This window comes from Paraburkholderia franconis, from assembly GCF_009362735.1.
GTDB classification, from domain to species: domain Bacteria; phylum Pseudomonadota; class Gammaproteobacteria; order Burkholderiales; family Burkholderiaceae; genus Paraburkholderia; species Paraburkholderia franconis.
This window is the reverse complement of record NZ_WHNP01000020.1, coordinates 25,655-49,783: the sequence shown is the minus strand read 5'-3', so window position 1 is coordinate 49,783 and position 24,129 is coordinate 25,655. Positions and strand designations below refer to the sequence as shown.

At 63.6% G+C, this 24,129-nt stretch carries 25 protein-coding genes; 16 read left to right on the top strand and 9 right to left on the bottom strand.

Going from position 1 to position 24,129, the window contains the following annotated elements:
* Positions 1-29: 29 nt before the first annotated feature.
* Positions 30-563, bottom strand: coding sequence for a TlpA disulfide reductase family protein (locus GCT13_RS21740; protein WP_152761479.1), 534 nt, complete (start codon positions 561-563; stop codon positions 30-32).
* 552 nt (positions 564-1,115) lie between these two features.
* Between GCT13_RS21740 and GCT13_RS21735 the strand changes: the two genes are divergently transcribed.
* Positions 1,116-1,730: a hypothetical protein gene (locus GCT13_RS21735; protein ID WP_407670834.1), complete on the top strand. Its 615-nt coding sequence runs from the start codon at positions 1,116-1,118 to the stop codon at positions 1,728-1,730.
* 332 nt (positions 1,731-2,062) lie between these two features.
* Here the strand turns inward: GCT13_RS21735 and GCT13_RS21730 are convergent, their stop codons facing one another.
* The gene (locus GCT13_RS21730) at positions 2,063-3,634 is read right to left on the bottom strand and encodes a YifB family Mg chelatase-like AAA ATPase (RefSeq protein WP_152761477.1); all 1,572 of its coding nucleotides are present in this window, start codon (positions 3,632-3,634) and stop codon (positions 2,063-2,065) included.
* A gap of 100 nt (positions 3,635-3,734) precedes the next feature.
* Positions 3,735-3,989 (bottom strand): accessory factor UbiK family protein, encoded by a 255-nt coding sequence (locus GCT13_RS21725; RefSeq protein WP_087734194.1) that lies wholly within the window; start codon positions 3,987-3,989, stop codon positions 3,735-3,737.
* Between the two features lie 413 nt (positions 3,990-4,402).
* Here GCT13_RS21725 and GCT13_RS21720 point away from each other — a divergent pair, with 413 nt between their 5' ends.
* The 7 genes from GCT13_RS21720 (at position 4,403) to ptsP (ending at position 12,253) form a co-directional block, all read left to right on the top strand.
* Positions 4,403-4,741: a P-II family nitrogen regulator gene (locus GCT13_RS21720; RefSeq protein WP_020566534.1), complete on the top strand. Its 339-nt coding sequence runs from the start codon at positions 4,403-4,405 to the stop codon at positions 4,739-4,741.
* Positions 4,742-4,767: 26 nt separating this feature from the next.
* A complete protein-coding gene (locus GCT13_RS21715; RefSeq protein WP_152761475.1) occupies positions 4,768-6,270 on the top strand; it encodes an ammonium transporter in 1,503 nt (500 codons plus the stop codon).
* Between the two features lie 299 nt (positions 6,271-6,569).
* On the top strand, positions 6,570-7,859 hold the full coding sequence (gshA, locus tag GCT13_RS21710; protein WP_152761473.1) for a glutamate--cysteine ligase: 1,290 nt from the start codon (positions 6,570-6,572) through the stop codon (positions 7,857-7,859).
* Positions 7,860-8,077: 218 nt separating this feature from the next.
* On the top strand, positions 8,078-9,034 hold the full coding sequence (gene gshB / locus GCT13_RS21705; protein ID WP_152761470.1) for a glutathione synthase: 957 nt from the start codon (positions 8,078-8,080) through the stop codon (positions 9,032-9,034).
* Between the two features lie 286 nt (positions 9,035-9,320).
* Complete coding sequence (locus GCT13_RS21700; protein WP_152761468.1) at positions 9,321-9,833, top strand: PTS sugar transporter subunit IIA; 513 nt, start codon at positions 9,321-9,323, stop codon at positions 9,831-9,833.
* A 93-nt stretch (positions 9,834-9,926) separates the two neighbouring features.
* Positions 9,927-10,196 (top strand): HPr family phosphocarrier protein, encoded by a 270-nt coding sequence (locus GCT13_RS21695; protein WP_152761466.1) that lies wholly within the window; start codon positions 9,927-9,929, stop codon positions 10,194-10,196.
* Positions 10,197-10,513: 317 nt separating this feature from the next.
* Positions 10,514-12,253, top strand: a complete 1,740-nt coding sequence (gene ptsP / locus GCT13_RS21690) for a phosphoenolpyruvate--protein phosphotransferase (RefSeq protein ID WP_321574524.1) — start codon at positions 10,514-10,516, stop codon at positions 12,251-12,253.
* A gap of 75 nt (positions 12,254-12,328) precedes the next feature.
* Here the strand turns inward: ptsP and GCT13_RS21685 are convergent, their stop codons facing one another.
* The 4 genes from GCT13_RS21685 to gpmA all read right to left on the bottom strand — a co-directional run bounded on the left by GCT13_RS21685 (position 12,329) and on the right by gpmA (position 16,014).
* Positions 12,329-13,087 carry a HesA/MoeB/ThiF family protein gene (locus GCT13_RS21685; RefSeq protein WP_152761464.1) on the bottom strand — a complete coding sequence of 253 codons (759 nt, stop codon included), beginning with the start codon at positions 13,085-13,087 and terminating at the stop codon, positions 12,329-12,331.
* 136 nt (positions 13,088-13,223) lie between these two features.
* Complete coding sequence (locus tag GCT13_RS21680) at positions 13,224-14,816, bottom strand: S41 family peptidase (RefSeq protein ID WP_152761462.1); 1,593 nt, start codon at positions 14,814-14,816, stop codon at positions 13,224-13,226.
* Positions 14,817-14,942: 126 nt separating this feature from the next.
* Complete coding sequence (locus GCT13_RS21675; RefSeq protein ID WP_152761460.1) at positions 14,943-15,161, bottom strand: hypothetical protein; 219 nt, start codon at positions 15,159-15,161, stop codon at positions 14,943-14,945.
* Between the two features lie 106 nt (positions 15,162-15,267).
* Positions 15,268-16,014, bottom strand: coding sequence for a 2,3-diphosphoglycerate-dependent phosphoglycerate mutase (gene gpmA / locus GCT13_RS21670; protein ID WP_152761458.1), 747 nt, complete (start codon positions 16,012-16,014; stop codon positions 15,268-15,270).
* Positions 16,015-16,165: 151 nt separating this feature from the next.
* On the opposite strand from gpmA, the gene GCT13_RS21665 reads away from it, so the two are divergent.
* The 5 genes from GCT13_RS21665 to GCT13_RS21645 all read left to right on the top strand — a co-directional run bounded on the left by GCT13_RS21665 (position 16,166) and on the right by GCT13_RS21645 (position 19,278).
* Entirely contained in the window at positions 16,166-16,591 is a 426-nt protein-coding gene (locus tag GCT13_RS21665) for a rhodanese-like domain-containing protein (protein ID WP_321574523.1), read from the top strand.
* A complete protein-coding gene (grxC, locus tag GCT13_RS21660) occupies positions 16,588-16,851 on the top strand; it encodes a glutaredoxin 3 (protein WP_321574522.1) in 264 nt (87 codons plus the stop codon). Before GCT13_RS21665 ends, grxC begins: the two co-directional genes overlap by 4 nt.
* A gap of 227 nt (positions 16,852-17,078) precedes the next feature.
* Entirely contained in the window at positions 17,079-17,549 is a 471-nt protein-coding gene (secB, locus tag GCT13_RS21655; RefSeq protein ID WP_090863249.1) for a protein-export chaperone SecB, read from the top strand.
* A gap of 21 nt (positions 17,550-17,570) precedes the next feature.
* A complete protein-coding gene (locus GCT13_RS21650) occupies positions 17,571-18,569 on the top strand; it encodes an NAD(P)H-dependent glycerol-3-phosphate dehydrogenase (RefSeq protein WP_152761456.1) in 999 nt (332 codons plus the stop codon).
* A gap of 157 nt (positions 18,570-18,726) precedes the next feature.
* Positions 18,727-19,278 carry an O-acetyl-ADP-ribose deacetylase gene (locus tag GCT13_RS21645; RefSeq protein ID WP_152761454.1) on the top strand — a complete coding sequence of 184 codons (552 nt, stop codon included), beginning with the start codon at positions 18,727-18,729 and terminating at the stop codon, positions 19,276-19,278.
* On the opposite strand, the gene trmL is transcribed toward GCT13_RS21645, so the two are convergent.
* Both trmL and GCT13_RS21635 read right to left on the bottom strand, forming a co-directional pair.
* Complete coding sequence (gene trmL, locus GCT13_RS21640) at positions 19,251-19,721, bottom strand: tRNA (uridine(34)/cytosine(34)/5-carboxymethylaminomethyluridine(34)-2'-O)-methyltransferase TrmL (RefSeq protein WP_152761452.1); 471 nt, start codon at positions 19,719-19,721, stop codon at positions 19,251-19,253. The two genes, GCT13_RS21645 and trmL, sit on opposite strands and share 28 nt — an antisense overlap.
* Before the next feature lie 18 nt (positions 19,722-19,739).
* Positions 19,740-20,546, bottom strand: a complete 807-nt coding sequence (locus tag GCT13_RS21635) for a ComF family protein (protein WP_152761450.1) — start codon at positions 20,544-20,546, stop codon at positions 19,740-19,742.
* A gap of 83 nt (positions 20,547-20,629) precedes the next feature.
* Here GCT13_RS21635 and GCT13_RS21630 point away from each other — a divergent pair, with 83 nt between their 5' ends.
* The 3 genes from GCT13_RS21630 to coxB all read left to right on the top strand — a co-directional run bounded on the left by GCT13_RS21630 (position 20,630) and on the right by coxB (position 24,088).
* Complete coding sequence (locus GCT13_RS21630; protein ID WP_152761448.1) at positions 20,630-21,595, top strand: methyltransferase domain-containing protein; 966 nt, start codon at positions 20,630-20,632, stop codon at positions 21,593-21,595.
* Positions 21,596-21,863: 268 nt separating this feature from the next.
* Entirely contained in the window at positions 21,864-22,337 is a 474-nt protein-coding gene (locus GCT13_RS21625; RefSeq protein ID WP_152761446.1) for a DUF2244 domain-containing protein, read from the top strand.
* 77 nt (positions 22,338-22,414) lie between these two features.
* Positions 22,415-24,088, top strand: a complete 1,674-nt coding sequence (gene coxB, locus GCT13_RS21620; RefSeq protein WP_152761444.1) for a cytochrome c oxidase subunit II — start codon at positions 22,415-22,417, stop codon at positions 24,086-24,088.
* Positions 24,089-24,129 lie beyond the last annotated feature (41 nt).

Genomic DNA, 24,129 nt, shown 5'->3' with positions numbered 1-24,129 from the left:
CCGCCGTCGAGGGAGATAGATTCGGGCGATCAGGTCGTGCCCAGCGCCTTTTGCAGCAGCTGATCGAGTTCCGCGAACTGCGGCTCGCCGACATAGCGCTTCAGCACCTTGCCATTGCGGTCGATCACGAACGTGGTCGGTGTCAGCTGCACGTTGCCGAACTGCTTCGCGGCCGAGCCGTCGTCCATCGCGACCTTGAACGGCAGGCGGCGCGTTTCCGTGTAGTTCGCCACGTACATCGGCGCGTCGTAGCTCATCGCGACGGCCACGAATTCGAGGCCCTTGTCCTTGAAGCGGTTGTACGTCTGCACCATCTGCGGCATTTCCTTCATGCAGGTGTCGCAGCTCGTCGCCCAGAAGTTGACGAGATAGACCTTGCCTTTCAGATCGGCGGTCGACACTTTCTGGCCGGACAGCAGCGTGAACGTCGCATCGGGCACGTGCTGCTGGCTGCCGAACGCGAAGTAGCCCGCGACGGCGATCGCGCCTGCAACGACAGCCGCCGCGATATAGCGAATCGGGCTCGAGCGCCGGGAGACGTTGCTTTGGATGGTTTGGCTCATGAAGGGACCTCGGGAAACGCGCGGAAGGCACGCCGGAACAACACCTTGCGGCGCCCCGTACGTTGCGAGAACGACTGCGGGTACGAGCGGCCGGGATTTTGTCTCATATTGTAGCGGCAATCCCGTGACATGGCTGGCGGCGCAGTCAAGCGGCGGATAACGGGGTTCTCTGGGGGCGGGAAGGCGCGGAAGCAGTAACTTTGGTCGACCGCTTTGCATGGGACGAGAGTAAGGCGCTAAAGCGCCAACTCCGGTTGACCGCCTTGCGTGGGACGTGAGTAAGGCGCTAAAGCGCTAACTCTGGTCGACCGCCTTGCATGGGACGAGAGTAAGGCGCTAAAGCGCCAACTCCGGTTGACCGCCTTGCGTGGGACGTGAGTAAGGCGCTAAAGCGCTAACTCTGGTCGACCGCCTTGCATGGGACCAGAGTAAGCGCTGAAGCGCTAACTCTGGTCGACCGCCTTGCATGGGACCAGAGTAAGCGCTGAAGCGCTAACTCTGGTCGACAGCGGATAATGATGCTTTCCGTCAGTAATTGCCGTTTGCCGCGTCATGCTCAGCTCCGTTCTTCTCGCATCCGTCCGCCGCTCCGTTCGTTCCGTTCATCCGTCCACTTCCGCGTCCGCATTGGGTTCGCTGCTGGCGGCGGTCGTCATCATGCTGTCGGCCGGCTGGCTGCTTGCCGCGTGCTCTCCGACCTACGACTGGCGCACGATCATGAACAACGACAACGGCTACACGGTCGATTTGCCCGCGAAACCGACGTCGGACGAGCGGCAAATCGACATCGACGGCACGCCGATGAAAATGGCGATGCAAATCGCCGAGGCCGGCGACGCCGTGTTCGCCGTCGGCACGGTGATGCTGCCCAGCGACGATCCGCAGGTGCAACGCATGGCACTCGACTATCTGCGCGCGGGGCTCGCGCGCAATCTCGGCACCGCGCCCAACGCTCACGCGACGGCGATTCCGCTCGCAGCGGGCGGCCAGGCGCAAGGGCTCGAGATGACATTCAGCGGCAAGGCGGGCCCCAAACAGGAAGCGCGGACAATGCACGCGCGACTCGTCGCCAAGGGGCGACACGTGTATCAGGCAGCCGTGATCGCGAGCAAGGAACCGCCGCCGGAACAGGTCGAGCAATTCTTCGAATCATTCAAACTTTACTGATCTGGGGCCTGATAGACGGCTGCGAACGCCCAAGCAAGTGAAAGTTTCTTCGTAGAAAAGACCGCTAATCTCGCGTTTACATGGGACTTTTTTGGTTACTCACAGGATCTGTGGATAACTTTGTTGGTAACTCTGTGCGGTAGGCCGCAAATGCCCATCGGACGGGCAGGTCGTCAGTTTGACCTGAATCTTGGCATTTTGAAAAGTCCAATAAAATCAATGACATCTTCGATGTGCCTCACAACGGTCTTTCAGATGTATCAAAATTTATCAAGGGGCGGAAAATGTGCATAAGTCAAGTCCTGACATGCGTTTTTTGTCTTCCGCAGCTTTTACTGAGTGCTGAACGCCCGGCGGTATTGCACCGCTTCGGAGATCTGCGCGGCGTTCGGGATGTCGTTGCCCGCGAGATCCGCGATTGTTCTCGCGACCTTGAGCACGCGGTAGTAAGCGCGCGCTGACCAGCCGAAGCGCTCGCCCGCTTCACGCAAGAGCCGTTCGCCGTCGCCGTCGGGCCGGCAGACTTCGTCCACTTCGCGACCGTTCAGCTCGCGGTTCATCTTGCCTTGCCGCCGAAGCTGGCGTTCGCGCGCTGCCTCCACCCGTTGCGCAATCGATGCGCTCACCTCGCCTTGCGTCGTCGAGCGCGCGGACAGTTCGGCGGGCGAGAGCGCTGGAATCTCGATCTGGATATCGATGCGATCCAGCAGCGGCCCCGACAGCTTGCGCAAATAGCGCGCGGCGACCTCGTGCGTGCATCGGCAGCGGCCGCCCGGGTCGCCGCGCCAGCCACACGGACAGGGATTCATCGCCGCGATTAGCTGACACGCTGCGGGAAAGTCGGCTTGGAGCGCCGCGCGGGAGATGGTGATGCGGCCGTTTTCCAGCGGCTCGCGCAGAGTTTCGAGCACATGCCGGTCGAATTCGCACTCATCGAGGAAGAGCACCCCCAGATGCGCGAGCGTGATTTCGCCCGGTTGCGGCGGATTGCGTCCACCGACCAGCGCCGCCGCGCTCGACGAATGGTGTGGCGCGCGAAACGGCCGCTGACGCCACTGCGCGGGCGTGAACCCAGCGGCGCTGGCGGACAGCAGGGCGGCGGACGTGAGCGCTTCGTCGTCGGTCATCGGCGGCAAGAGGCTCGGCAGGCGCGCGGCGAGCATCGACTTGCCCGCGCCGGGCGGACCGATCATCAGCATGTGATGACCGCCCGCTGCCGCCACTTCGAGCGCGCGCCGGGCGCCACGTTGGCCGATGACGTCGGCCATGTCGGCTGGCGTTGCGGCTGCGTCGCTGGGTAGCGTGGGTGCCGCGACGGGCGACAGGCGCGCATCGGCCTCACCAGCGAGGTGCGCGCAAAGCGACGGCAAATCCGCCGCGCCATACACGGCCACGCCGGGCACGAGCGCCGCTTCTTTTGCGCTGGCAAGCGGCAGATACAGCTCGGGTGTGCGATCTTCATGCCGCTCAGATTGCACGTCGGAAGAAGCATCGGCGGACGACAGATGACCGCGTGCCGTGCCGCATGCCATCGCGAACGCGCCGCGCATCGGCCGCAGTGCGCCCGTCAGCGACAGCTCGCCCGCAAACTCCCGATGCGCAAGCGATTCGGCGGGAATCTGCCCGCTCGCCGCGAGGATGCCGAGCGCAATCGGCAGATCGAAACGTCCCGATTCCTTGGGAAGGTCGGCGGGCGCGAGATTGACGGTGATGCGCCGGACGGGAAAATCCAGTCCGCAATTGAGCAGCGCCGCCCGTACGCGTTCGCGGCTTTCGCGCACTTCGAGATCGGGCAGGCCGACGATGGAAAAAGAAGGAAGTCCGTTGGCGAGATGAACCTCGACGATAACTTCAGGCGCGCGGCCAGCGGCCGGCGCGCGACTGCGCACCACGGCAAGCGACATGTTGTCTCCCGTCCAGACGCGCCACCGGGGCGCGTTCACCTTAAAGCGCTGACGACGTCACGGGCCGCTTGCCTGTGATGTGCAGATCAGATGCGCGTGCTCAGGAAGATTGCGTCACGGGCAGCTTCTGTTCGAGCTCGGCGACGCGCCGCTCGAGCTCCTCGAGACGCGCGCGGGTGCGCACGAGCACCTGCGTCTGCGTATCGAATTCTTCGCGCGTCACGAGATCGAGCTTCGAGAAGCCCTGCGACAGCATCGCGCGCACGTTGCGTTCGACATCTTTGGCCGGCGAGTTCTTGAACAGCTCGCTCACGCGCGCCTGAAAGTCGTTGAAGACGTCGTTTGGTTGTTTCATTTCATTCCCCTTGTTGCACAAAAAATGTGCATGTGTCGTTACGTGCGTGCCTCGTAACACTGAATGATCGTTTCTGGTGCAGACACGCAGCCGCCACGCTCCGGCGTGGGCGGCTTTGGTGCGCACGCCCGTGGCCCAAGCCTGCAAACACTCTAGCAACGATCCCGAGGGCGCGCTACCGCTCGCGAACGGAACTGGCCATCCGGACAAGTAAACGCGCAAACCCTTGTGCCATAAGGCCCGGCGGGAGTGTGCCACAAAGATGGCATGGACGTTGCTGTTACTGCCGCGCGCACCGGCGGGACGCCGTCTGGAGATGCGCCTTTGCTTCGGTTGCAGGGGCTGAGACCGAAAGCAGGGCGCAAGGCAAATGCAAGTCACGCAACGGGTTGAGTCACTACAGCGAGGATTCCATGAAACTCATTACCGCAATCATCAAGCCGTTCAAGCTCGATGAGGCGCGCGAAGCCCTGTCGGCCATCGGCGTCTCGGGCATTACGGTGACGGAAGTCAAAGGGTTCGGACGTCAGAAGGGCCACACGGAGTTGTATCGGGGAGCGGAATACGTCGTCGATTTTCTGCCGAAGGTGAAGATCGAAGCGGCCGTGTCGGACGACATCGTCGACCAGGCGATCGAAGCCATCGAGCGGGCGGCGCGGACAGGCAAGATCGGTGACGGAAAGATCTTCGTCACGCCGATCGAACAGGTAATTCGTATTCGTACCGGCGAGACCGGCGCGGACGCACTGTAAAAAACAGCGACAAGAGGAAACTGAAGATGCGTAAATTATTGATGTCCCTGCTGATGGCCGGCTCGCTGCTGTCGGTCGGCATCGGCGCTGCCCTCGCGGACGACGCGTCGGCGCCTGCCGCGGCTTCCGCCCCGGACACGACGGCGAGCGCGCCGGCTTCGTCGGATGCTGCTGCACCCGCTGCGAGCGCGCCCGCCGCGGACGCTTCGGCGGCGCCCGCCGCCAGCGCTCCCGCTGACGCATCGGCAGCGGCGGCGGCTTCGGAAGCGGCGCCCGCCGCGCCGACGGCACCGTTCTCGGTCGATTCGTCGAAGCTCAACTCCGGCGACACCGCCTGGATGCTGACCTCGACGGCACTCGTGCTGTTCATGACCATCCCCGGTCTCGCCCTCTTCTACGCCGGCATGGTCCGCAAGAAGAACGTGCTCGCGACCGTCATGCAGAGCTTCGCGATCACCTGTCTCGTGACGGTGATCTGGACCGTGCTCGGCTACAGCCTCGCGTTCACGCCGGGCGGCTCGTTCCTCGGCGGCTTCTCGCGCGTGATGCTGCACGGCATGGCCTACATCAAGGGCGACAAGGCGACGACGCTCACCGTCAGCCACCTCGCCCCGACCATTCCGGAATCCGTCTATTTCGTCTACCAGATGACGTTCGCGATCATCACGCCGGCGCTGATCACGGGCGCATTCGCGGACCGCATGAAGTTCTCCGCGATGCTGATCTTCATGACGCTGTGGTCGATCATCGTCTACTCGCCGATCGCCCACATGGTCTGGGAACCGACGGGCTGGCTGGCTAGCGCGGGCATCCTCGACTTTGCGGGCGGCACGGTGGTGCACATCAACGCGGGTATCGCGGGCCTGGTCTGCTGTCTCGTGCTCGGCAAGCGCACGGGCTACGGCAAGGACTCGATGGCGCCGCACAACCTCGTGCTGACGATGATCGGCGGCTCGATGCTGTGGGTGGGCTGGTTCGGCTTCAACGCGGGTTCGGCAGTGGCGGCTGACGGCCGTGCCGGTTTCGCGATGCTGACGACGCAGGTTGCAACGGCCATGGCGGCGCTCGGCTGGATGTTCGCGGAATGGATCGCAAAGGGTAAGCCGTCGGTGCTCGGCATCGTGTCGGGCGCGGTGGCGGGTCTGGTGGCGATCACGCCGGCGTCGGGCTTCGTCGGCGTGGGCGGCGCGCTCGCCATCGGCCTGATCGCGGGCGTGATCTGCTTCTGGTCGGCCACGTGGCTCAAGCACAAGATGGGCTACGACGATTCGCTCGACGCATTCGGCGTGCACTGCATCGGCGGTATCGTCGGTGCGATCCTGACGGGCGTGTTCGCTGTCAAGGACATCGGCGGTTTCGACGGCAGCGTCATTCTCCAGCTGAAGGGCGTTCTGACGACGCTCGTCTACAGCGGCGTGATCAGCTTCATTCTGCTGAAGATCATCGACGTGACGATAGGCCTGCGCGTGACGGAAGAAGAAGAGCGCGAAGGTCTGGACGTGATCCTGCACGGCGAGCACGTCGAGTAAGGCAGGCGTCCTCCCGGCAACGGGATTTGCGAAAGGTACAAGCACAGCGACTTTGGCCCGCCTTCACGGCGGGCTTTTTTCGTGCCGAGGCAGTTCGTCCCAGCCGCACGGCGACTGCGCGGCGGGCCCCGACATGCCTCGCGGACCGCGCCGCAATCTTGTCTCACAAACAGCAGATTTTCCGGCTATCGTTGATATAGGGAGAATGCATCCACCCATAACTTGCGAATGGAGAAAGCGTCCCCAAATGGGCAGAGCAATTGCTCTACAATCTTTTTTCTCCAGTCTGCGAGTGATCAATGGTTCCGCATTTAGTTACGGCGTTAAACGGTCCGCTGCTCGACCTCGAGCGGAAGATCCTCGACGCGACGCCTGCCATCGAACGCTGGTTCCGCCTCGAATGGCAGGAGCACACGCCGCCGTTCTATTGCTCGGTCGATCTGCGTAACGCCGGCTTCAAGCTCGCGCCCGTCGACACGAACCTCTTTCCCGGCGCGTTCAACAATCTGCCGCAGGAAACGCTGCCGCTCGCCGTGCAGGCGGCGATGGCGTCGATCGAGAAAATTTGCCCGGACGCGAAGAATCTGCTCGTCATCCCCGAGCGTCACACGCGCAATGCGTTTTACCTGGAAAACGTCGCGCGGCTGGCGACGATCATGCGTCAGGCGGGCTTGAATGTCCGCTTCGGCACGCTCGACGAAAACATCGTCGGGCCCGTGACCATTTCGCTGTCGGACGGCCAGAAGATCGTGCTGGAGCCACTGGAGCGCTCGGCGCGCCGGATCGGGCTGAAGAACTTCGATCCGTGCTCGATTCTGCTGAACAACGACCTGTCGAGCGGCATTCCGCCGATTCTCGAAAACCTGCACGAGCAATACGTGCTGCCGCCGCTGCACGCAGGCTGGGCCGTGCGCCGCAAGTCGACGCACTTCTCGTGCTACGACGACGTCGCGAAGAAGTTCGCGAAGATGGTCGACATCGATCCGTGGATGATCAATCCATACTTCGCGCATGTCGAAGGCGTCGATTTCGAGGCGCGCACGGGTGAGGAGGCGCTGACCGACGCGATCGACGGCGTGCTCAAGAAGATCGCCAAGAAGTACCGCGAGTACGGTATTTCGGAAAAACCGTATGTCGTCATCAAGTCGGACGCGGGTACCTACGGCATGGGTGTGATGACGGTGCACGACGCGTCGGAAGTGGCCGCGCTCACGAAGCGCGAGCGCACCAAGATGGCGACCACGAAGGAAGGGCTCGAAGTGCACGACATGATCGTGCAGGAAGGCGTCTATACGTTCGAGCGCATCGGCGAGGAAGTGGCCGAGCCCGTCGTGTACATGATCGACCGGTACGTGGTGGGCGGTTTCTATCGCGTGCACGGCAGCCGCGACCGCGACCAGAACCTGAACGCACCGGGCATGCATTTCGTGCCGCTCGGCTTCGAGCATACGGCGCTCCCCGATGCGCACGCGAAGCCGGGCGCCGCGCCGCCGAACCGCTTCTACATGTATGGCGTGGTCGGGCGGCTGGGGCTGCTGGCGGCATCGGTGGAGCTGGAAAAGACCGATCCCGAGGCGATCCAGGTCTGACGGCGGGCGCGCCCATTGCTTCCTGCAAGGCGCGCAAGCCCGTCGCGAGAACGTGACGCGAGCGGGCGTGCGGCAAGCACGTCGGGCGCACTCACGGTAGGCTGTTGCCCCGGCGGAATCGAATGCCGCCGGACGGGCAGGCAGACGCACGGCATCGGCGCGTTTGCCGTACGCTATAACGAACAACGCGCGGCCCGCGAGGGCGCATCAGGAACTCCATGGATATTCTCTTCATCGCCGACCCGCTTTCCCGCTTCAAGATCTACAAGGACTCGACCTACGCGATGATGGCCGAGGCCGCGAAGCGCGGCCACACGCTCTACGCATGCGAGCCGCAGCATCTGGCGTGGACGGGCTCCGGCGTCGAGGCGAACGTGTACCGCTTTGAGATCGTCGGCGATCAGTCGGACGGCCATCGCGACGTCTGGTATGAACCGCAGCCTGTCGAAGCGCGCGCGCTGGCGGGTTTCGGCGCGGTCCTGATGCGCAAGGACCCGCCATTCGACATGGAATACGTGACGTCGACGTGGCTGCTCGAACTCGCGGAACGCGCGGGCGCGCGCATCTTCAACAAGCCGCAGGCGATTCGCGATCACTCTGAAAAGATGGCGATCGGCGAATTTCCGCAGTTCGTCGCGCCGACGCTCGTCACGCGCGATCCGGCCCGTCTGCGCACGTTCCATGCGGAGCACGGCGACGTGATCCTGAAGCCGCTCGACGGCATGGGCGGCATGGGCGTGTTCCGCGTGAAGGCGGACGGCATGAATCTCGGCTCGATCGTCGAGATGCTGAGCCACGACGGCGCGCGTTCGGTGATGGCGCAGAAGTTCATCCCCGAAATCAAGACGGGCGACAAGCGCATTCTGCTGATCGGCGGCGAGCCGGTGCCGTATTCGCTTGCGCGCATTCCGCAGGGCAGTGAGGTGCGCGGCAATCTCGCGGCGGGCGGTCTGGGCGTCGCGCAGCCGCTGACGGCGCGTGATCGGGAGATCGCCGAAGCGCTCGGGACGGTGCTGAACGCGCGCGGGTTGCTGCTCGTCGGACTCGATGCGATCGGCGACTGGCTGACGGAAGTGAATGTCACGAGTCCGACGTGCTTCCGCGAGATCATGGATCAGACGGGGTTCGACGTCGCGGCAATGTTCATCGATGCGCTGGAGAAGGCCGTCGGTTGAAGCGGCGCGTGTGCGCCGCCATGTTCTGCAATGAAGGCAATGAAGGTTCGCGCTGTCGGCCAGCCAGGCGTGAAAAGGCCGAAAGCGCGAAAATGAGGCTGTTACAATGCCCGCTCGCCTGATGGCGGCCCGCGAGGGTCAGCGTGATCCGGCCCCTTGGCGGCCCGATCTCAGGTGAGTTCGATGGGCCTCGTTTCCCGCTTGCCGCGTTTGGCTCTCCATCTGACGCGCGGCGCACGGGAAGCCGGGCTGCGATTTCCGGGCGGTTTTCTGCAGCAAGGCTGACATGGCAGGCATTCTGATCATTGCGCACGCTCCCTTCGCCACGGCGCTACGCGAGTGTGTCGCGCACATTTACGGCGGCTTGCCCGCCCGCATCGGCGTCATCGACGTGTCGCCCGATTGCGATCCCGTACAGGTCGTTTCGTCCGCGTATGCGGAGATCGACAGGCTCAAGGAAGAAAACGGCACGCTCGTGCTGACCGACATGTTCGGCGCGACGCCGGCGAACATTGCAGGCCGGCTCGCGTCCCTTCCCGATGTGCGCGTACTGGCGGGCGTGAATCTGCCGATGCTGGTGCGCGCCGTCTGCTATCGCGCGACGCCGCTCGACGTGCTCGTCGACAAGGCGCTGGCGGGCGCGACCAAAGGCATTCAAGCCGTCGGACCGGCGACGCCGCCGCCTGCCGTTCCCGTCACGAGCACCGCTGATTGCATTCCCGCATTGCCGCCGGACAAGGCGCTTGCCGAAACCTGCAAGGCCGGCAGCGGGTCCGGTTGCAATTCAAACGACGCGTGAGCGCCGCATCATCTGCGACACGGCAAGCGCGCCGCGTGCGGCGTGTTTTCCGCTTACCTCGATAATTTCAATACCAGCGCATCGGAACAACACATGCTGCAACAGGAAACGACTATCGTGAACAAGCTGGGGCTGCACGCTCGCGCGTCGGCGAAGCTGACGCAACTTGCCGCCAACTTCCAGGCGGAAATCTGGATGAGCCGCAACGGCCGGCGCATCAATGCGAAGAGCATCATGGGCGTGATGATGTTGGCAGCAGGCATCGGCAGTACGGTGATGATCGAAACGGAAGGCGAGGACGAGAAGGAAGCGATGGACGCGCTGCTTCAACTGATTGCCGATAAATTCGGCGAAGGCCAATAAACTTAAAAATTCGCTCCCGCTTTCGTTCTGGAACAGACGCCGCGCGATGTCGCGGCGTTTTCTTTTTGACGGTCGCGTTTTGCCCGTCGAAGGCGGCTTGCTGCACCGTCGCGCCGCCGCGCATTCCCGAAGACCATGTTGCGCCGACGTATGCCCGGCGCAAGCGCATGACAAGCCAGGCGACAGCATAGCGCTCGAAGGTCGCGCGATGCTGCGCTGCACAGCACTGTGGCGCGTTTCGGAATTTATAATGATCGGCGGGGTCTGAGAGCACTGCAGCGGTTTGCCGCGGCATTACACAACTAGAGGAGGTGCGCGTGTCGTTCACGCTGCATGGAATTCCCGTGTCACGCGGTATCGCCATCGGGCGAGCATATCTGATCGCCCCGGCTGCGCTGGACGTCGACCACTATCTGATCGAGCCCACCCAGATCGAGGACGAGGTGGAGCGCTTTCGCGCGGCCCAGCAGGTCGTGCATCAGGAGCTCGACGAACTGCGCGCCGATCTTGCCGCCGACGCGCCCACCGAAATGGGCGCGTTTCTCGACGTACATTCAATGATCCTGAACGATGTGATGCTCGTTCAGGAAACCATCGACCTCATCCGCACCCGCCGCTACAACGTCGAATGGGCGTTGACGGAACAGCTCGAGCGCCTGACGCGCCACTTCGACGAAGTGGAGGACGAGTATCTGCGCGAGCGCAAAGCCGATATCGAACAGGTGGTCGAGCGCGTGCTGAAGGCGCTCGCGGGCGCGACGGGCTCGCTCGTCAGCATCCACGGGCGCTGCGACGAAATGATCGTGGTCGCGCACGACATCGCGCCCGCCGACATGATGCAGTTCAAGACGCAGACCTTCCAGGGCTTCGTCACGGACCTCGGCGGCCGCACGTCGCATACGGCGATCGTCGCGCGCAGTCTCGGCATTCCCGCAACGGTCGGTGTGCAGCACGCGAGCGCGCTGATCCGGCAGGACGATCTGATCATCGTCGACGGCGACCACGGCATCGTGATCGTCGATCCGGCGCCGATCGTGCTCGAAGAATATTCGTACCGGCAGAGCGAGAAGGCGCTCGAGGCGCGCAAGCTGCAGCGCCTGAAGTTTTCGCCGACGCAGACGGTATGCGGCACGCGCATCGAGCTGTGCGCAAACATCGAGCTGCCGGAGGACGCACAGTCGGCGCTCGACGCGGGCGCGACGGGCATCGGCCTGTTCCGTACCGAGTTCCTCTTCATGAACCAGAAGCACGGCATGCCGGAAGAGGAAGAGCAGTTCACCGCCTACAGGCGCGCGGTCGAGCTGATGAACGGCATGCCCGTGACGATCCGCACGATCGACGTCGGCGCGGACAAGCCGCTCGATTCCATCGGCGACGAATACGAAACGGCGCCCAACCCGGCGCTCGGCCTGCGCGCGATCCGCTGGAGCCTGTCCGAGCCGCATATGTTCCTGACGCAGTTGCGCGCGATCCTGCGCGCGTCGGCGTATGGCTCGGTGAAGATTCTGATTCCGATGCTCGCGCATGCACGCGAGATCGATCAGACGCTCGATCTGATCCAGGAAGCCAAACGACAGCTCGACGATGCAGGGCTCGCCTACGACCCGAACGTCCGGGTCGGCGCGATGATCGAGATTCCCGCTGCGGCGATCGCGTTGCCGCTGTTCCTGAAGCGGCTCGATTTCCTGTCGATCGGCACGAACGACCTGATCCAGTACACGCTCGCGATCGATCGCGCCGACAACGCAGTCGCGCATCTGTACGATCCGCTGCATCCCGCCGTGCTGCATCTGATCGCGTTCACGCTGCGCGAGGCGAAGCGGGTGGGCGTGCCGGTGTCGATCTGCGGGGAAATGGCGGGCGATCCGGCGCTGACGCGTCTGTTGCTCGGTATGGGGCTGACGGAGTTCTCGATGCATCCGAGCCAGTTGCTGCTCGTGAAGCAGGAGATCCTGCGCTCGCATCTGAAGACGCTGGAAAAGCCTGTCGCCGACGTGCTCGCGGCGTTCGAGCCGGAAGAGGTGCAGTCGGCGCTGGAACGGGTCGCGCGGGCCTGATGTGTGGTTGTTCATTCGGGCGCTTCGGCTTGATCGAGCGCCCGAAATGAAATGAGTCGTCGAAGCAGTTCTTTCTTATGAACGATGGCGCTCGCCGCACACGGGGCAATCCCGCTGGCGCGCGATGCGCATCGTGTTCCACTCCATCCGCAGCGAATCGAGCATCATCAGGCGGCCGACCAGTGGCTCGCCGACGCCCGCGATCACGCGCAGCGCTTCCGCTGCCTGCATCGCGCCGATGATGCCGACCGTCGGCGCAAACACGCCCATCGTCGAGCATGCGACTTCCTCGAACGGCTGATCCTCCGGAAACACGCACGCGTAGCACGGCGAGTCGTCGCTGCGGAAATCGAAGGTGCTGATCTGACCGTCGAAACGCAGCGCCGCGCCCGATACGAGCGGCACGCCGTGCGCGACGCAGGCGCGATTGATCGCGTGGCGCGTCGCGAAGTTGTCCGTGCAGTCGAGCACGACAGTCGCTTGCGGCACGGTGCGATCGAGCCACGCATCGTCGACGCGTTCGGCCACCGCGTTCACTTCGACATCCGGATTCAGTTGCGCGATCGCATCGCGTCCCGATTCGACCTTCAGCCGTCCCACCGACTTCGTGACGTGCAGGATCTGCCGCTGCAGATTGGTGAGATCGACGGTATCGGCATCGACGAGCGTCAGCTTGCCGACACCCGACGCCGCCAGATACATCGCCGCCGGCGAGCCCAGGCCGCCTGCGCCGACCACGATCGCATGCGCGTCGAGAAAGCGCTGCTGAGCCTCGATGCCGAGTTCGTCGACGAGGATGTGACGGGAATAGCGCAGAAGTTGATTGTCGTTCATGGCGGGGCGCGGCGTGTGTCGTATGTGTCGCGCTCGCTCGAGACGGAAGGCGGCGCGGTTCTCGTTATTCTAATCGCGCGGAGGAAGGTGTCTTCGCGGCGTTGGCCGCGAAGACACCGGGGATGCACCGTACCGCTTACTTGCTCGGCGTAGCAGGTTGCGAAGCCGGCGCCGTTGCCGAAGCGGGCGCTGCCGGGGTCGTTGCTGTCGGCGTGGCGGGCAGCGCGGGCTTCACGGCAACGGGCGCCGAAGCCGATTGCGCCGGCTTGTTCTGCGCGAGACGCCGCTCCATCAGCGACTTCGATTCGACCACCTGCTTGCCTTCGAGCTTGTTCAGGCCTTGCTGCAGCATGAAGTCGTCAGCGGAACCGAACTCGATCGGCTTGCGATCGCGATCTTTCGCGCGCTGTTCCGGCGTCTTCTTGTCGTTCTGCTCTTCAAGCTGACGCAACTGGTCCATGCGCTCCTGTTCGCGCTGTTCCTGTTCCTTCTTCTCGTTCGGGTCCTGCGTGTTCGCAAGGTGATTCGAGTAGTCGACTTCGCGCGTGACGAGTGCGTCGTCGGGATCGCCGTCCGCGTACTGGTCGACGGCGATATCAGGCCGGATGCCCTTGTTCTGGATCGAGCGGCCGCTCGGCGTGTAGTAGTACGCCGTGGTCAGACGCAGTGCCGTATCCGCCGTCATCGGACGAACGGTCTGCACCGAGCCCTTGCCGAACGTCGTCTTGCCGACGATCATCGCGCGATGCTGATCCTGCAGCGCGCCCGCGACGATTTCCGAGGCCGACGCCGAATAGGCGTTGGTCAGCACGATCATCGGCACGGTCTTGAAGATGGGCGGCAGATTCTTCAGCGGATCGCCGTCGAAGGACGGCAGACGATAGTTGTCGAAGGTGTCGCGATAGATCTGCTTCGAATCCGGAATCTGGCCGTTCGTCGACACGACGACCGAATCCGGCGGCAAGAACGCGCCCGCGACGCCGACGGCACTTTGCAGCAGGCCGCCGCCGTTGTTGCGCAGGTCGAGGATCAGGCCCTTCAGGTTCGGCTGCTGGCGCGCGATGTCCTGCAGCTTCGCGGCGAGGTCAGGCGTCGTGCGTTCCTGGAAGCTCGTGATGCGCACGTACGCGTAGCCCGGCGCGAGAATCTTCGACTTCACGCTCTGGACCCTGATGACCGCGCGCGTGACCGTGAGCGGGAACGTGCGGTCGTCGGTCTTGCGGAAAATGGTGAGCGTGACCTTGGTGCCCGGCTCGCCGCGCATCTGCTTGACGGCTTTATCCAGCGTCATGCCGCGCACGGGCTTGTCGTTGATGCGGGTGATCAGGTCGCCCGGACGGATGCCGGCGCGGAACGCGGGCGTGTCCTCGATCGGCGAGATGACCTTGATCAGGCCGTCTTCCTGCGAGATCTCGATGCCGAGGCCCGCGAAGCGGCCCTTGGTCTGCTCCTGCAGCTCTTCATAGTCGGTCTTGTCGAGATACGACGAGTGCGGATCGAGGCTCGACACCATGCCCTTGATTGCGGACGTCAGCAGCTTCTTGTCGTCGACCGGTTCCACGTACTCATGCTTGATCTGCCCAAAGACTTCGGCGAAGAGCCTCAACTGGTCGAGGGGCAACGGCGCGGACGCGGGTTGCTGGGCCGAGGCGCTCAATTGCAGGGTTGCAAAAACGCCGGTAGCGAGGCCCGCGGCGATAAGGCCGATGTTTTTCAGGTTCTTTCGCATAGAGTATGTTGCGGTCGGATGCGGGTGGCAGCGTCAAAGGAAAAGGACGGACAAGTATAACGTGACGCTCGCACGGCCTGTACCTGAGGGTTGATGGGGATTCGACAGCGATTGCGCAGCCAGGTTCTAAGGATCGCTGGCACGGGCGGGAAGCAATGTGCGCTGGCGGACGTCCGCGGAGCCAAAAAAAGGCCTTACGCGCGCCACATTTGCCAATACCGTTGCGTGCGCACCGGTATCGATTGCCGGAGCGCTGTCTGCGACGGCTTCATCATGCGGCATCGAGATGGCAGGAACATGGCCCATACGTGGCAATGCCGTCAGGAAACAGTAGCCGCGAATCATGGGGCGCGCGAGCGTGGGAAAGAGCGGAAATCACGCGAAAGCGCCGGAAAACCATGGAAAAACCACAGCCCGCCGCGAGTCGCGGCGAGCCGTGGCGATGGCCGCATCAGCCCGCTTTGCCCTGTTTGGCGACAGCCGCTTGCGCCTTCGCGATCGCTTCCTGATCGCCGAGGTAGTAGTGCTTGATCGGCTTCAGGTCTTCGTCCAGTTCATAGACGAGGGGCACGCCGTTCGGAATGTTCAGGCCGACGATGTCCGAATCGGAAATGTTGTCCAGATACTTGACCAGCGCGCGGATCGAGTTGCCGTGCGCGGCGATCAGCACCTTGCGGCCCGACTTGATCGCGGGCGCGATCGATTCGTTCCAGATGGGCATCACGCGCGCCACCGTGTCCTTCAGGCATTCGGTGAGCGGCAGCTCCTCGCGCGGCACCTTCGCGTAGCGCGGATCGTCGTACGACGTGCGCTCGTCGGTCGGCTCGAGCGCGGGCGGCGGCGTGTCGTAGCTGCGGCGCCAGACCAGCACCTGGTCGTCGCCGAACTTCGCCGCCGTTTCGGCCTTGTTCAGGCCAGACAGCGCGCCGTAGTGACGCTCGTTGAGGCGCCACGAGTGCACGACGGGCAGGTACATCAGGTCCATCTTGTCCTGCACGTGCCACAGCGTGCGGATCGCGCGCTTGAGCACCGAGGTGTAAGCAATGTCGAACGTGTAGCCCGAGTCTTTGAGCAGCGCGCCTGCCTGCTGCGCTTCGAGGTTGCCCTGTTCGGTCAGGTCGACGTCGACCCAGCCGGTGAAGCGGTTTTCCTTGTTCCACGTCGATTCGCCGTGGCGGATGAGAACGAGTTTGTACATGTCGTGCCGGTCGGTAGTAAGGAAGCGGTAATCGGGGCGGTACCGCAGCCAGCGGCTGGCGGTCGCCATCGCGTCAGACGGTTATTTTATAATGGTCGGATTGCCCTTTCCGATTTAACCCGATTTCTTCCTTTTTTCCGGCGGATCTTCCGTGAAGTTTTTCACCGATTACACGAACCTTGTACTGATCGCAGTCGCCCTCATCTCCGGGGCGTTGCTCCTGTGGCCGACGATCTCGCGCCGTGGACGCGGCGGCCTCTCGGCGGCTGCCGCCACGCAGCTGATCAACCGGCGTAACGCTGTCGTCGTCGACCTGCGTTCCGCAGCGGACTACGCGAAGGGACACCTGCCGTCGGCGCGTCACGTCGAGTTTGGCGAGCTGCAAGCGAAAGTCGGCCAACTCGTGAAGAATAAGAGCAACCCGGTGCTGCTCGTTTGCCAGAACGGACAGCAGTCGAACAAGGCGGCACGCGTCGTGCGCGACGCAGGCTACGCGGAGGTGCATGTGCTGGAAGGCGGCGTCGACGCCTGGCAGCAAGCGGGCATGCCCGTCGTCAAACAAGGAGTTGCGAAGTGAACAAAGTGATCATGTACAGCACGCAGGTGTGCCCGTATTGCCAGATGGCCGAACGTCTACTAAAGTCGCGCGGCGTCGAGCACATCGAAAAGGTGCTGATCGACAAGGACCCGGCGCGCCGTCAGGAAATGATGACGCGCACGGGTCGTCGCACGGTGCCGCAGGTGTACATCGGCGAGACGCACGTCGGCGGTTATGACGATCTGTCCGCGCTCGATCGCGCGGGCGGTCTGACGCCGCTGCTCGAAACTGCCGCGTAACGAGGCAGTCGCAACGAGGCAGTTGCAAGAAGGCGGCTTCGAGGCATCAATCGCACGTCTCGCGCGCCACGTCCGTCGCGGCACGCGGTCGCGAACAACACAAGGTCGGGCAATACAGCTGCAACGTCTGCACCGGCCGGTTTGAGGCCGTCCCTCGGGGCGGCCCGCAGTACAACGAGATCTGGCGGCAACCGTCCGCCGCAACGAAATTTAGGGAGTAGAGAACCATGTCCGACGAGAACAACCAGCCGTTCTTCAATATCCAGCGCATCTACCTGAAAGACATGTCGCTCGAACAGCCGAACTCGCCGGCTATTTTCCTCGAGCAGGAAATGCCATCGGTTGAAGTCGAAGTCGATGTGAAGGCCGAGCGCCTCGCGGACACGGTGTTCGAAATTCTCGTCACGGGCACGGTGACGGCGAAGGTCAGCGACAAGGTCGCGTTCCTGATCGAAGCGAAGCAGGCTGGCATTTTCGACATTCGCAACATCCCGGCCGAACAGATCGATCCCCTCGTCGGCATCGCATGCCCGACCATCCTGTTTCCGTATCTGCGCTCGAACATCGCTGACGCGATCACCCGCGCAGGCTTCCCGCCCATCCATCTCGCCGAAATCAACTTCCAGGCGCTGTACGAGCAGCGCATCGCGCAGATCGCTGCGCAGGAAGGCGGCGCGCAGAGCACCGCCAAGCACTGACGCATGCGGGCGGTGCCGGGTATGAAGGTCGCCGTTCTCGGCGCCGGTGCATGGGGCACCGCACTCGCCGGCCATCTGGCCGCGCGGCACAATACGGTGCTCTGGGCGCGCGATGCCGCGCTCATCGCCGAACTCTCCACATCGCACGAAAACACCCGCTATCTGGCGGGCGTCACGTTGCCGTCCACGCTTCGCTTCGAAGCGAATCTCGATCTCGCACTGGATCACGCGCTCGCTGATGACGCACTGTGCGTGATCGCGACGCCCGTCGCGGGCTTGCGCGCGATGCTGTGCACGATGCGCGACTCGGGCAAGGTGCCGGCGCATATCGTGTGGCTCTGCAAAGGCTTCGAAGCGGATACGCAACTGCTGCCGCATCAGGTCGTCGCGCAGGAGTTGAGCGGGCACACGAGCAACGGCACGCTGTCCGGCCCGAGCTTCGCGCGCGAGGTCGGGAAGGGGCTGCCCGTCGCATTGACGGTGGCGAGCGCGTCGGCGGCGTGTCGCGAGCGGACCGTCGCGGCGTTCCATCACGGCGCGATGCGCATTTACAGTGGCGACGACGTGATTGGCGTCGAAGTCGGCGGCGCGGTGAAGAACGTGCTCGCGATCGCGACGGGCATCGGCGATGGCCTCGGTCTCGGTCTGAATGCGCGCGCGGCGCTGATCACACGCGGTCTGGCCGAAATGTCGCGTCTGGGCACGGCGCTCGGCGGCCGCACCGAGACGTTCACGGGTCTCACCGGCCTCGGCGACCTGATCCTGACGGCGACGGGCGATCTGTCGCGCAACCGCACGGTCGGCATGCAACTCGCAAGCGGCCGCTCGCTCGACGATATTCTCAACGCGCTCGGGCATGTCGCCGAGGGCGTGCGATGCGCCCGCAGCGTGCTCGCGATTGCGCAGGCCAACGGTATTGACATGCCGATCACGTCGGCCGTCTGCGATGTGCTGTTCAACGGCGTGGCGCCGCGCGATGCTGTCAGCGCGCTGCTGCGCCGCGACGCCAAGGCCGAATAGAAACGCAGCGTGTCCGTTGCCGATCGGCGTGTAGAAGCCTCATCGCTGCAAAACGCCTGAAAGTGTTTTACGCAGCCGGTAAAGCTTCGCGCCGAACGGCTCGCTTCTTTTGCTGTCCACCTCCTATCGATGCTGTATCGGATCTGGAGGTTTTCCCATGCTCACCATTGGCAGTTGCACGCTCGAGACGCGCGTCGTGGATATTACGACGCTCGACGTCGACGCGATCGTCAACGCGGCGAACACGTCATTGCTGGGCGGCGGTGGCGTGGATGGCGCGATTCACCGCGCGGCGGGCCCCGATTTGCTGCGCGAATGCGAGCGGCTAGGCGGCTGCGTGACGGGTGACGCGAAGATAACGGGCGGCTACCGGTTGAAGGCGCGCCATGTGATTCACGCTGTCGGTCCCGTGTGGCACGGCGGCGAGCGCGGCGAGGCGGAACTGCTGGCTTCGTGCTACCGGCGCTCGCTCGAACTCGCGCACGACGCGAGCGCGAAGAGCATCGCGTTTCCCGCGATCAGCTGCGGCGTCTACCGCTTCCCCGCTGACGACGCGGTGCGCATCGCCGTTCAAGCCACGATCGACATGTTGCCGCAAGCGCCTTTCGTCGAATGCGTGATCTTTGCGTGTTTCGACGAAACGATGTTCTCGCGCTACCGGACCGAATTCGAACGACGCCTTCAGGCGCCGCCCTCGAACCCCGCCTGACGCCACGCCTCGAACACGACGACGGCCACGGTATTCGACAGATTCAGGCTGCGATTGCCAGGACGCATCGGCAGGCGCACGCGCTGTTCGTTCGGAAAGCGGTTCAGTACGGAGTCCGGCAGGCCGCGCGTTTCCGCGCCGAACACGAACCAATCTCCCGGCTTGAACGCGTGCGAATGAAATGGACTTGAGCCGCGCGTCGTGAACGCGAACATGCGCGCAAGGTCAGGCGACTCGTTTTCGATCAGCGCATCCCAATCGCGATGCACGTGCATCTGCGCATATTCGTGATAGTCGAGACCGGCGCGGCGCATCTTCGCGTCGTCGAGCGGAAAGCCGAGCGGCTCGATCAGATGCAGGCGCGCGCCCGTGTTCGCGCACAGGCGGATCACGTTGCCGGTGTTCGGCGGAATTTCAGGCTCGACGAGAACGACGTTGAACATAAGCGGGTGAACTGGAAACTAGTTTTTCGGCGTCCGAAGCGCGACCAGATTGGTCACGCGGCGCGCGCCTGCTGCCTTCAGCGTGCGGGCCAAGGCGTCGAGCGTGGCGCCCGTCGTCATCACATCGTCGACGATCGCGACGTGCAGGTCCTGCACCGGCTTGACGACCTCGAACGCGCGGCCGACATTCTGCCTGCGCGCCTCGCGATCGAGCTTCGATTGCGGCGCCGTGTCGATCACGCGCCGCACGAGCGCCGCATCGCTGCGAACACCCATCGATTTCGCACAGGGGCGCGCGATTTCCCACGCCTGGTTGTAGCCGCGCTCGATGAGCCGCCGTGCCGAAAGCGGAACGGGCGCGACGACATCGGGGCAGTCGCGTTCGTCGAGCAAGTCCGCCGCAGACCACGCGAGGCGCCGCGCGAACTCGTGCGCGAGCGCAAGCCGCGCGCGAAACTTCAACCCGACCGCGAGCGCGTCCAGCGGCGTGCGATAGTCGGCGACCGCCAGCGTCGCGTCGAATGCAGGCGGTGTCGCGATGCAGTTGCCACAGCGATATCGCGTGACGCTCGCGCGCCGAAAGCCGCTTAGCGGAACCGCGCACACGGTGCAGCGCAGCCGCGCTTCGTTCCACCATGATTCGTCGCAAAAGCCGCACAGTGTTCGATGCGACATATTGCCGCACAAAGCGCACGGATTCGGCAGCGCAAGCCGCGCGAGCGCCGGCAGTGTCGAGATCGAACGTTGCGCGACGCGGACGAACCGTTCGCGAAACCAGTGGCGCGAACCGCCTGAGCGGGACCACCCGAAAGCCCAATTCGGCATATCGACACGCCTCCGAAGGCCGCTGACACTGAAGGGACGGAATCGAGCGAGTATACTTCGCACTCTTCGTCCGTACGACTCCAATGACCGTGTCTGTCACCGAAACTAGCCGTCCGGCCTATGATTCGCGCCGCATTCGGAAGATTTTCGACCGCCGGGCCGCCACGTTCGACGACGTCGCGTTCCTGCCGCGCGAGATCGCGCAGCGCATGCGCGAACGGCTCGACTACATCAAGGTGAATCCGGCGCAGGTGCTCGATGCGGGCTGCGGCGCTGGCGACGACCTGCCTTCGCTGCGCGAGCGCTTTCCCGAAGCGCCCGTGTTCGGCACCGATCTCTCGCAAGCGATGCTCGCGCGCGCCGTCAGGCACGACGCCACCGATACCAGCTGGAGGCGCTTTCTGCCTGCGTCGCTCGGCAAGGCACTCGGCTCACGCGGTCCGCGCTTCGCTCAAGCCGATTTCTCCGCGCTGCCTTTTGCATCGGGCGCATTCGAATTCATCTGGTCCAACCTCGCGCTGCATTGGCATTCGCGGCCCGATCTCGTATTCCCTGAATGGCAGCGCGTGCTCAAGGTCAACGGCCTGTTGATGTTCAGCACGCTCGGGCCTGACACGCTCAAAGAGCTGCGCGGCGCCTATGCCGAAATCGAAGCGGCGCACGGCGTCAATACGCACAAACATGTAATCGACTTCGTAGACATGCACGATCTGGGCGATATGCTTGTCGAAAGTGGCTTCGAAATCCCGGTGATGGACCAGGAGACGCTGACCATCACCTACAAGTCACCCGAGTCGCTGCTTGCCGATGTGCGCCGTTGGGGCGCTTATCCGTTGCAGCGTGAAGGGTTGCCGGGCGTCGCGTCGAGGCGCATGCACAAGGCGCTGCTCGCCGCGCTCGAAGCGCGCCGGCGCGCCGATGGCACGATCCCGCTGACCTTCGAGGTGATCTACGGACACGCATGGAAGGCCGTGCCCCGGATGACCCCCGAAGGGCACGGAATCGTGCGAATCGAAGACATAGGGCGGGGTCGGCAGAAGAATCGTTGAGGCGGTAAAGACGACATCTGTTATGTCTGAGATTACCACGTCAAAAACTGCGTCAAAACGGCGCAGAGGCTTGTGCAGCTTGGCTTGGCGGCCGATAGAGCGTTGCTTGTGGATGCCATAGATCGGCCCTATAATGCGTCAGTTTGTCGCTCAATGTTCCCACAATTGGAGCGACAGGCCCGGGGCGTTTGCGGTTCGGGCAGCCGTAGTTGCTGGGCGTGAATGGCATTGGCGGTATGCGATGACTGGCGGTTCGCGGGAGGCAGCGATGAATGCAACCGATCTGCTTGCTGAGTCGGAACCCGTCCTCAAGGACTGGACGATGAAGCGCAATTGTTCGGTGTCGCCGCGGCAATTCGTGTTCTTCTATGTCTCGCTCGCGGCATTCTCGCTGTTGATAGCATTCCTGCTGGTCCTGTGCGGCGCGTGGCTGGTGTTGCCGTTCACGGGTATCGAGTTGCTCGCTGTCGGCGCCGCATTTGCGGTCTATGCGCGCCATGCCGTCGATTACGAACGCATCCGGCTGTTTCCAGACCGGCTCGTGATCGAACAGGTCAGCGCCGAGCATCTCACGCAGTTCGAATTCAATCCGCGCTGGGTGCGGGTCGAACCGGGAGCGACGCCGCGCGATTACATCAAGCTGGTGTCGCGGGGGGAGACGGTCACGGTCGGGCAGCATCTTGCGCAATATCGGCGCGCGCAATTCGCCGACGAACTGCGTCTGTGGCTCAGGCAGTGTTAGGCGTCAAAAGTTGCGCATTGAATCACGCGCCATTCCAGAGGACGAGGGGCAGCCTTCCAGCGGGGTCGAGGGTTTGAATGGAAATTTTGGGTAAGGAAGCTATGAAAACAATCAAGCGAGCCCTCACGGGCGTGCTGGCGTGTAGCGGGCTGCTCTTCGCCGGCGCCGCCCTTGCAGTCGGCGACAGTCCAGGCGGCCCCAGCGTCAACGAGATCAATCTCCAGCCGCCAGTGACCAGAATCGCTGAGGAGCTCTACAGCCTCCATTCGCTGATGCTGATCCTCTGTACGTTGATCTTCGTCGGCGTGTTCGGCGTGATGTTCTATTCGATCTTCGCGCACCGCAAGTCGAAGGGCCACAAGGCCGCCAATTTCCACGAAAGCACCACCGTCGAAATCATCTGGACGGTCGTCCCGTTCATCATCGTCGTCCTGATGGCGCTGCCGGCCACGCGGACCGTCGTCGCGATGAAGGACACTTCCAATGCCGATCTGACCGTCAAGGTCACTGGCTACCAGTGGAAGTGGGGCTACGACTACGTGAAGGGTCCGGGCGAAGGCATCAGCTTCCTGTCGACGCTCACCACACCGCGTAGCGAAGTCAACGGCCAGCAGCCGATCACGGATACCTATCTGCAGGAAGTCGACAACCCGCTCGTCGTGCCTGTCAACAAGAAGATCCGCATCATCACCACTGCGAACGACGTCGTTCACTCGTGGTACGTACCTGCGTTCGGCGTGAAGCAGGACGCGATTCCCGGCTTCGTGCGCGACACCTGGTTCAAGGCGGAGAAGGTCGGTACGTATCGCGGCTTCTGTACGGAACTCTGCGGCAAGGAGCACGCGTACATGCCCGTCGTCGTGAACGTGCTGTCCGATGACGACTACGCGAAGTGGGTCGACGACGAGAAGAAGAAAATGGCCGCGGGCCAGGACGATCCGAACAAGACCTATACGCTCGCCGAGCTGACGGAGCGCGGCGGCAAGGTGTACGCGTCGAACTGCGCGGTCTGCCACCAGCCGACGGGCAAGGGCGGCGGTGCGTTCCCGGCGCTCGACGGCAGCAAGGTCGTGAACGGCCCGCTCGCCGATCACGTGAGCATCGTGCTGAAGGGCAAGAACGCGATGCCGTCGTGGGCGCCGACGCTGAACGACGTCGAGATCGCATCCGTCATCACGTTCGAGCGCAATTCGTGGGGCAACCACACGGGCGACATCCTGCAGCCGAAGCAGGTCGCGGATGCGCGCAACGGCCGTTTGCCGTCGGGTGGCGATCACCTGGCAGGCGCAGCGGCGGCAGCCGCGTCGGATGCAACGGCTGCGAGCGGAGCGGAAGGCGCAAGCGGCGCGGCAGCGGCTAGCGGCGAAGCGGGCGCATCGGCTCCCGCGGCAGCATCGGGCGCTTCGGACAATGCAGCGGCATCGGCGCCCCAGGCGTCGCTGCCCGCCACGATCTACTTCGAAACGAACAAGAGCACGCTGCCCGCCGACGCGAAAGCCGCCGTCGATGCAGCCGCCGCGTACGCGAAGGCGCATCCCGATGCGAAGTTCACGCTGTCGGGCTACACGGACGCAACGGGTTCCGCCGACAAGAACGCGAAGCTCGCGAAGGCGCGTGCCGAAGCCGTGCGCGATGCGCTCAAGGCAGCAGGCATCGCCGAAGACCATATTATTTTGAAGAAGCCGGAGACGATCACGGGCGGTGCGGACGCGAAGGAAGCGCGCCGGGTCGAGATCAGCCCAGCGGCCTGACGTGTCACGGTCAGAGAAAAGCAGCATTCGATTTAGGAGAT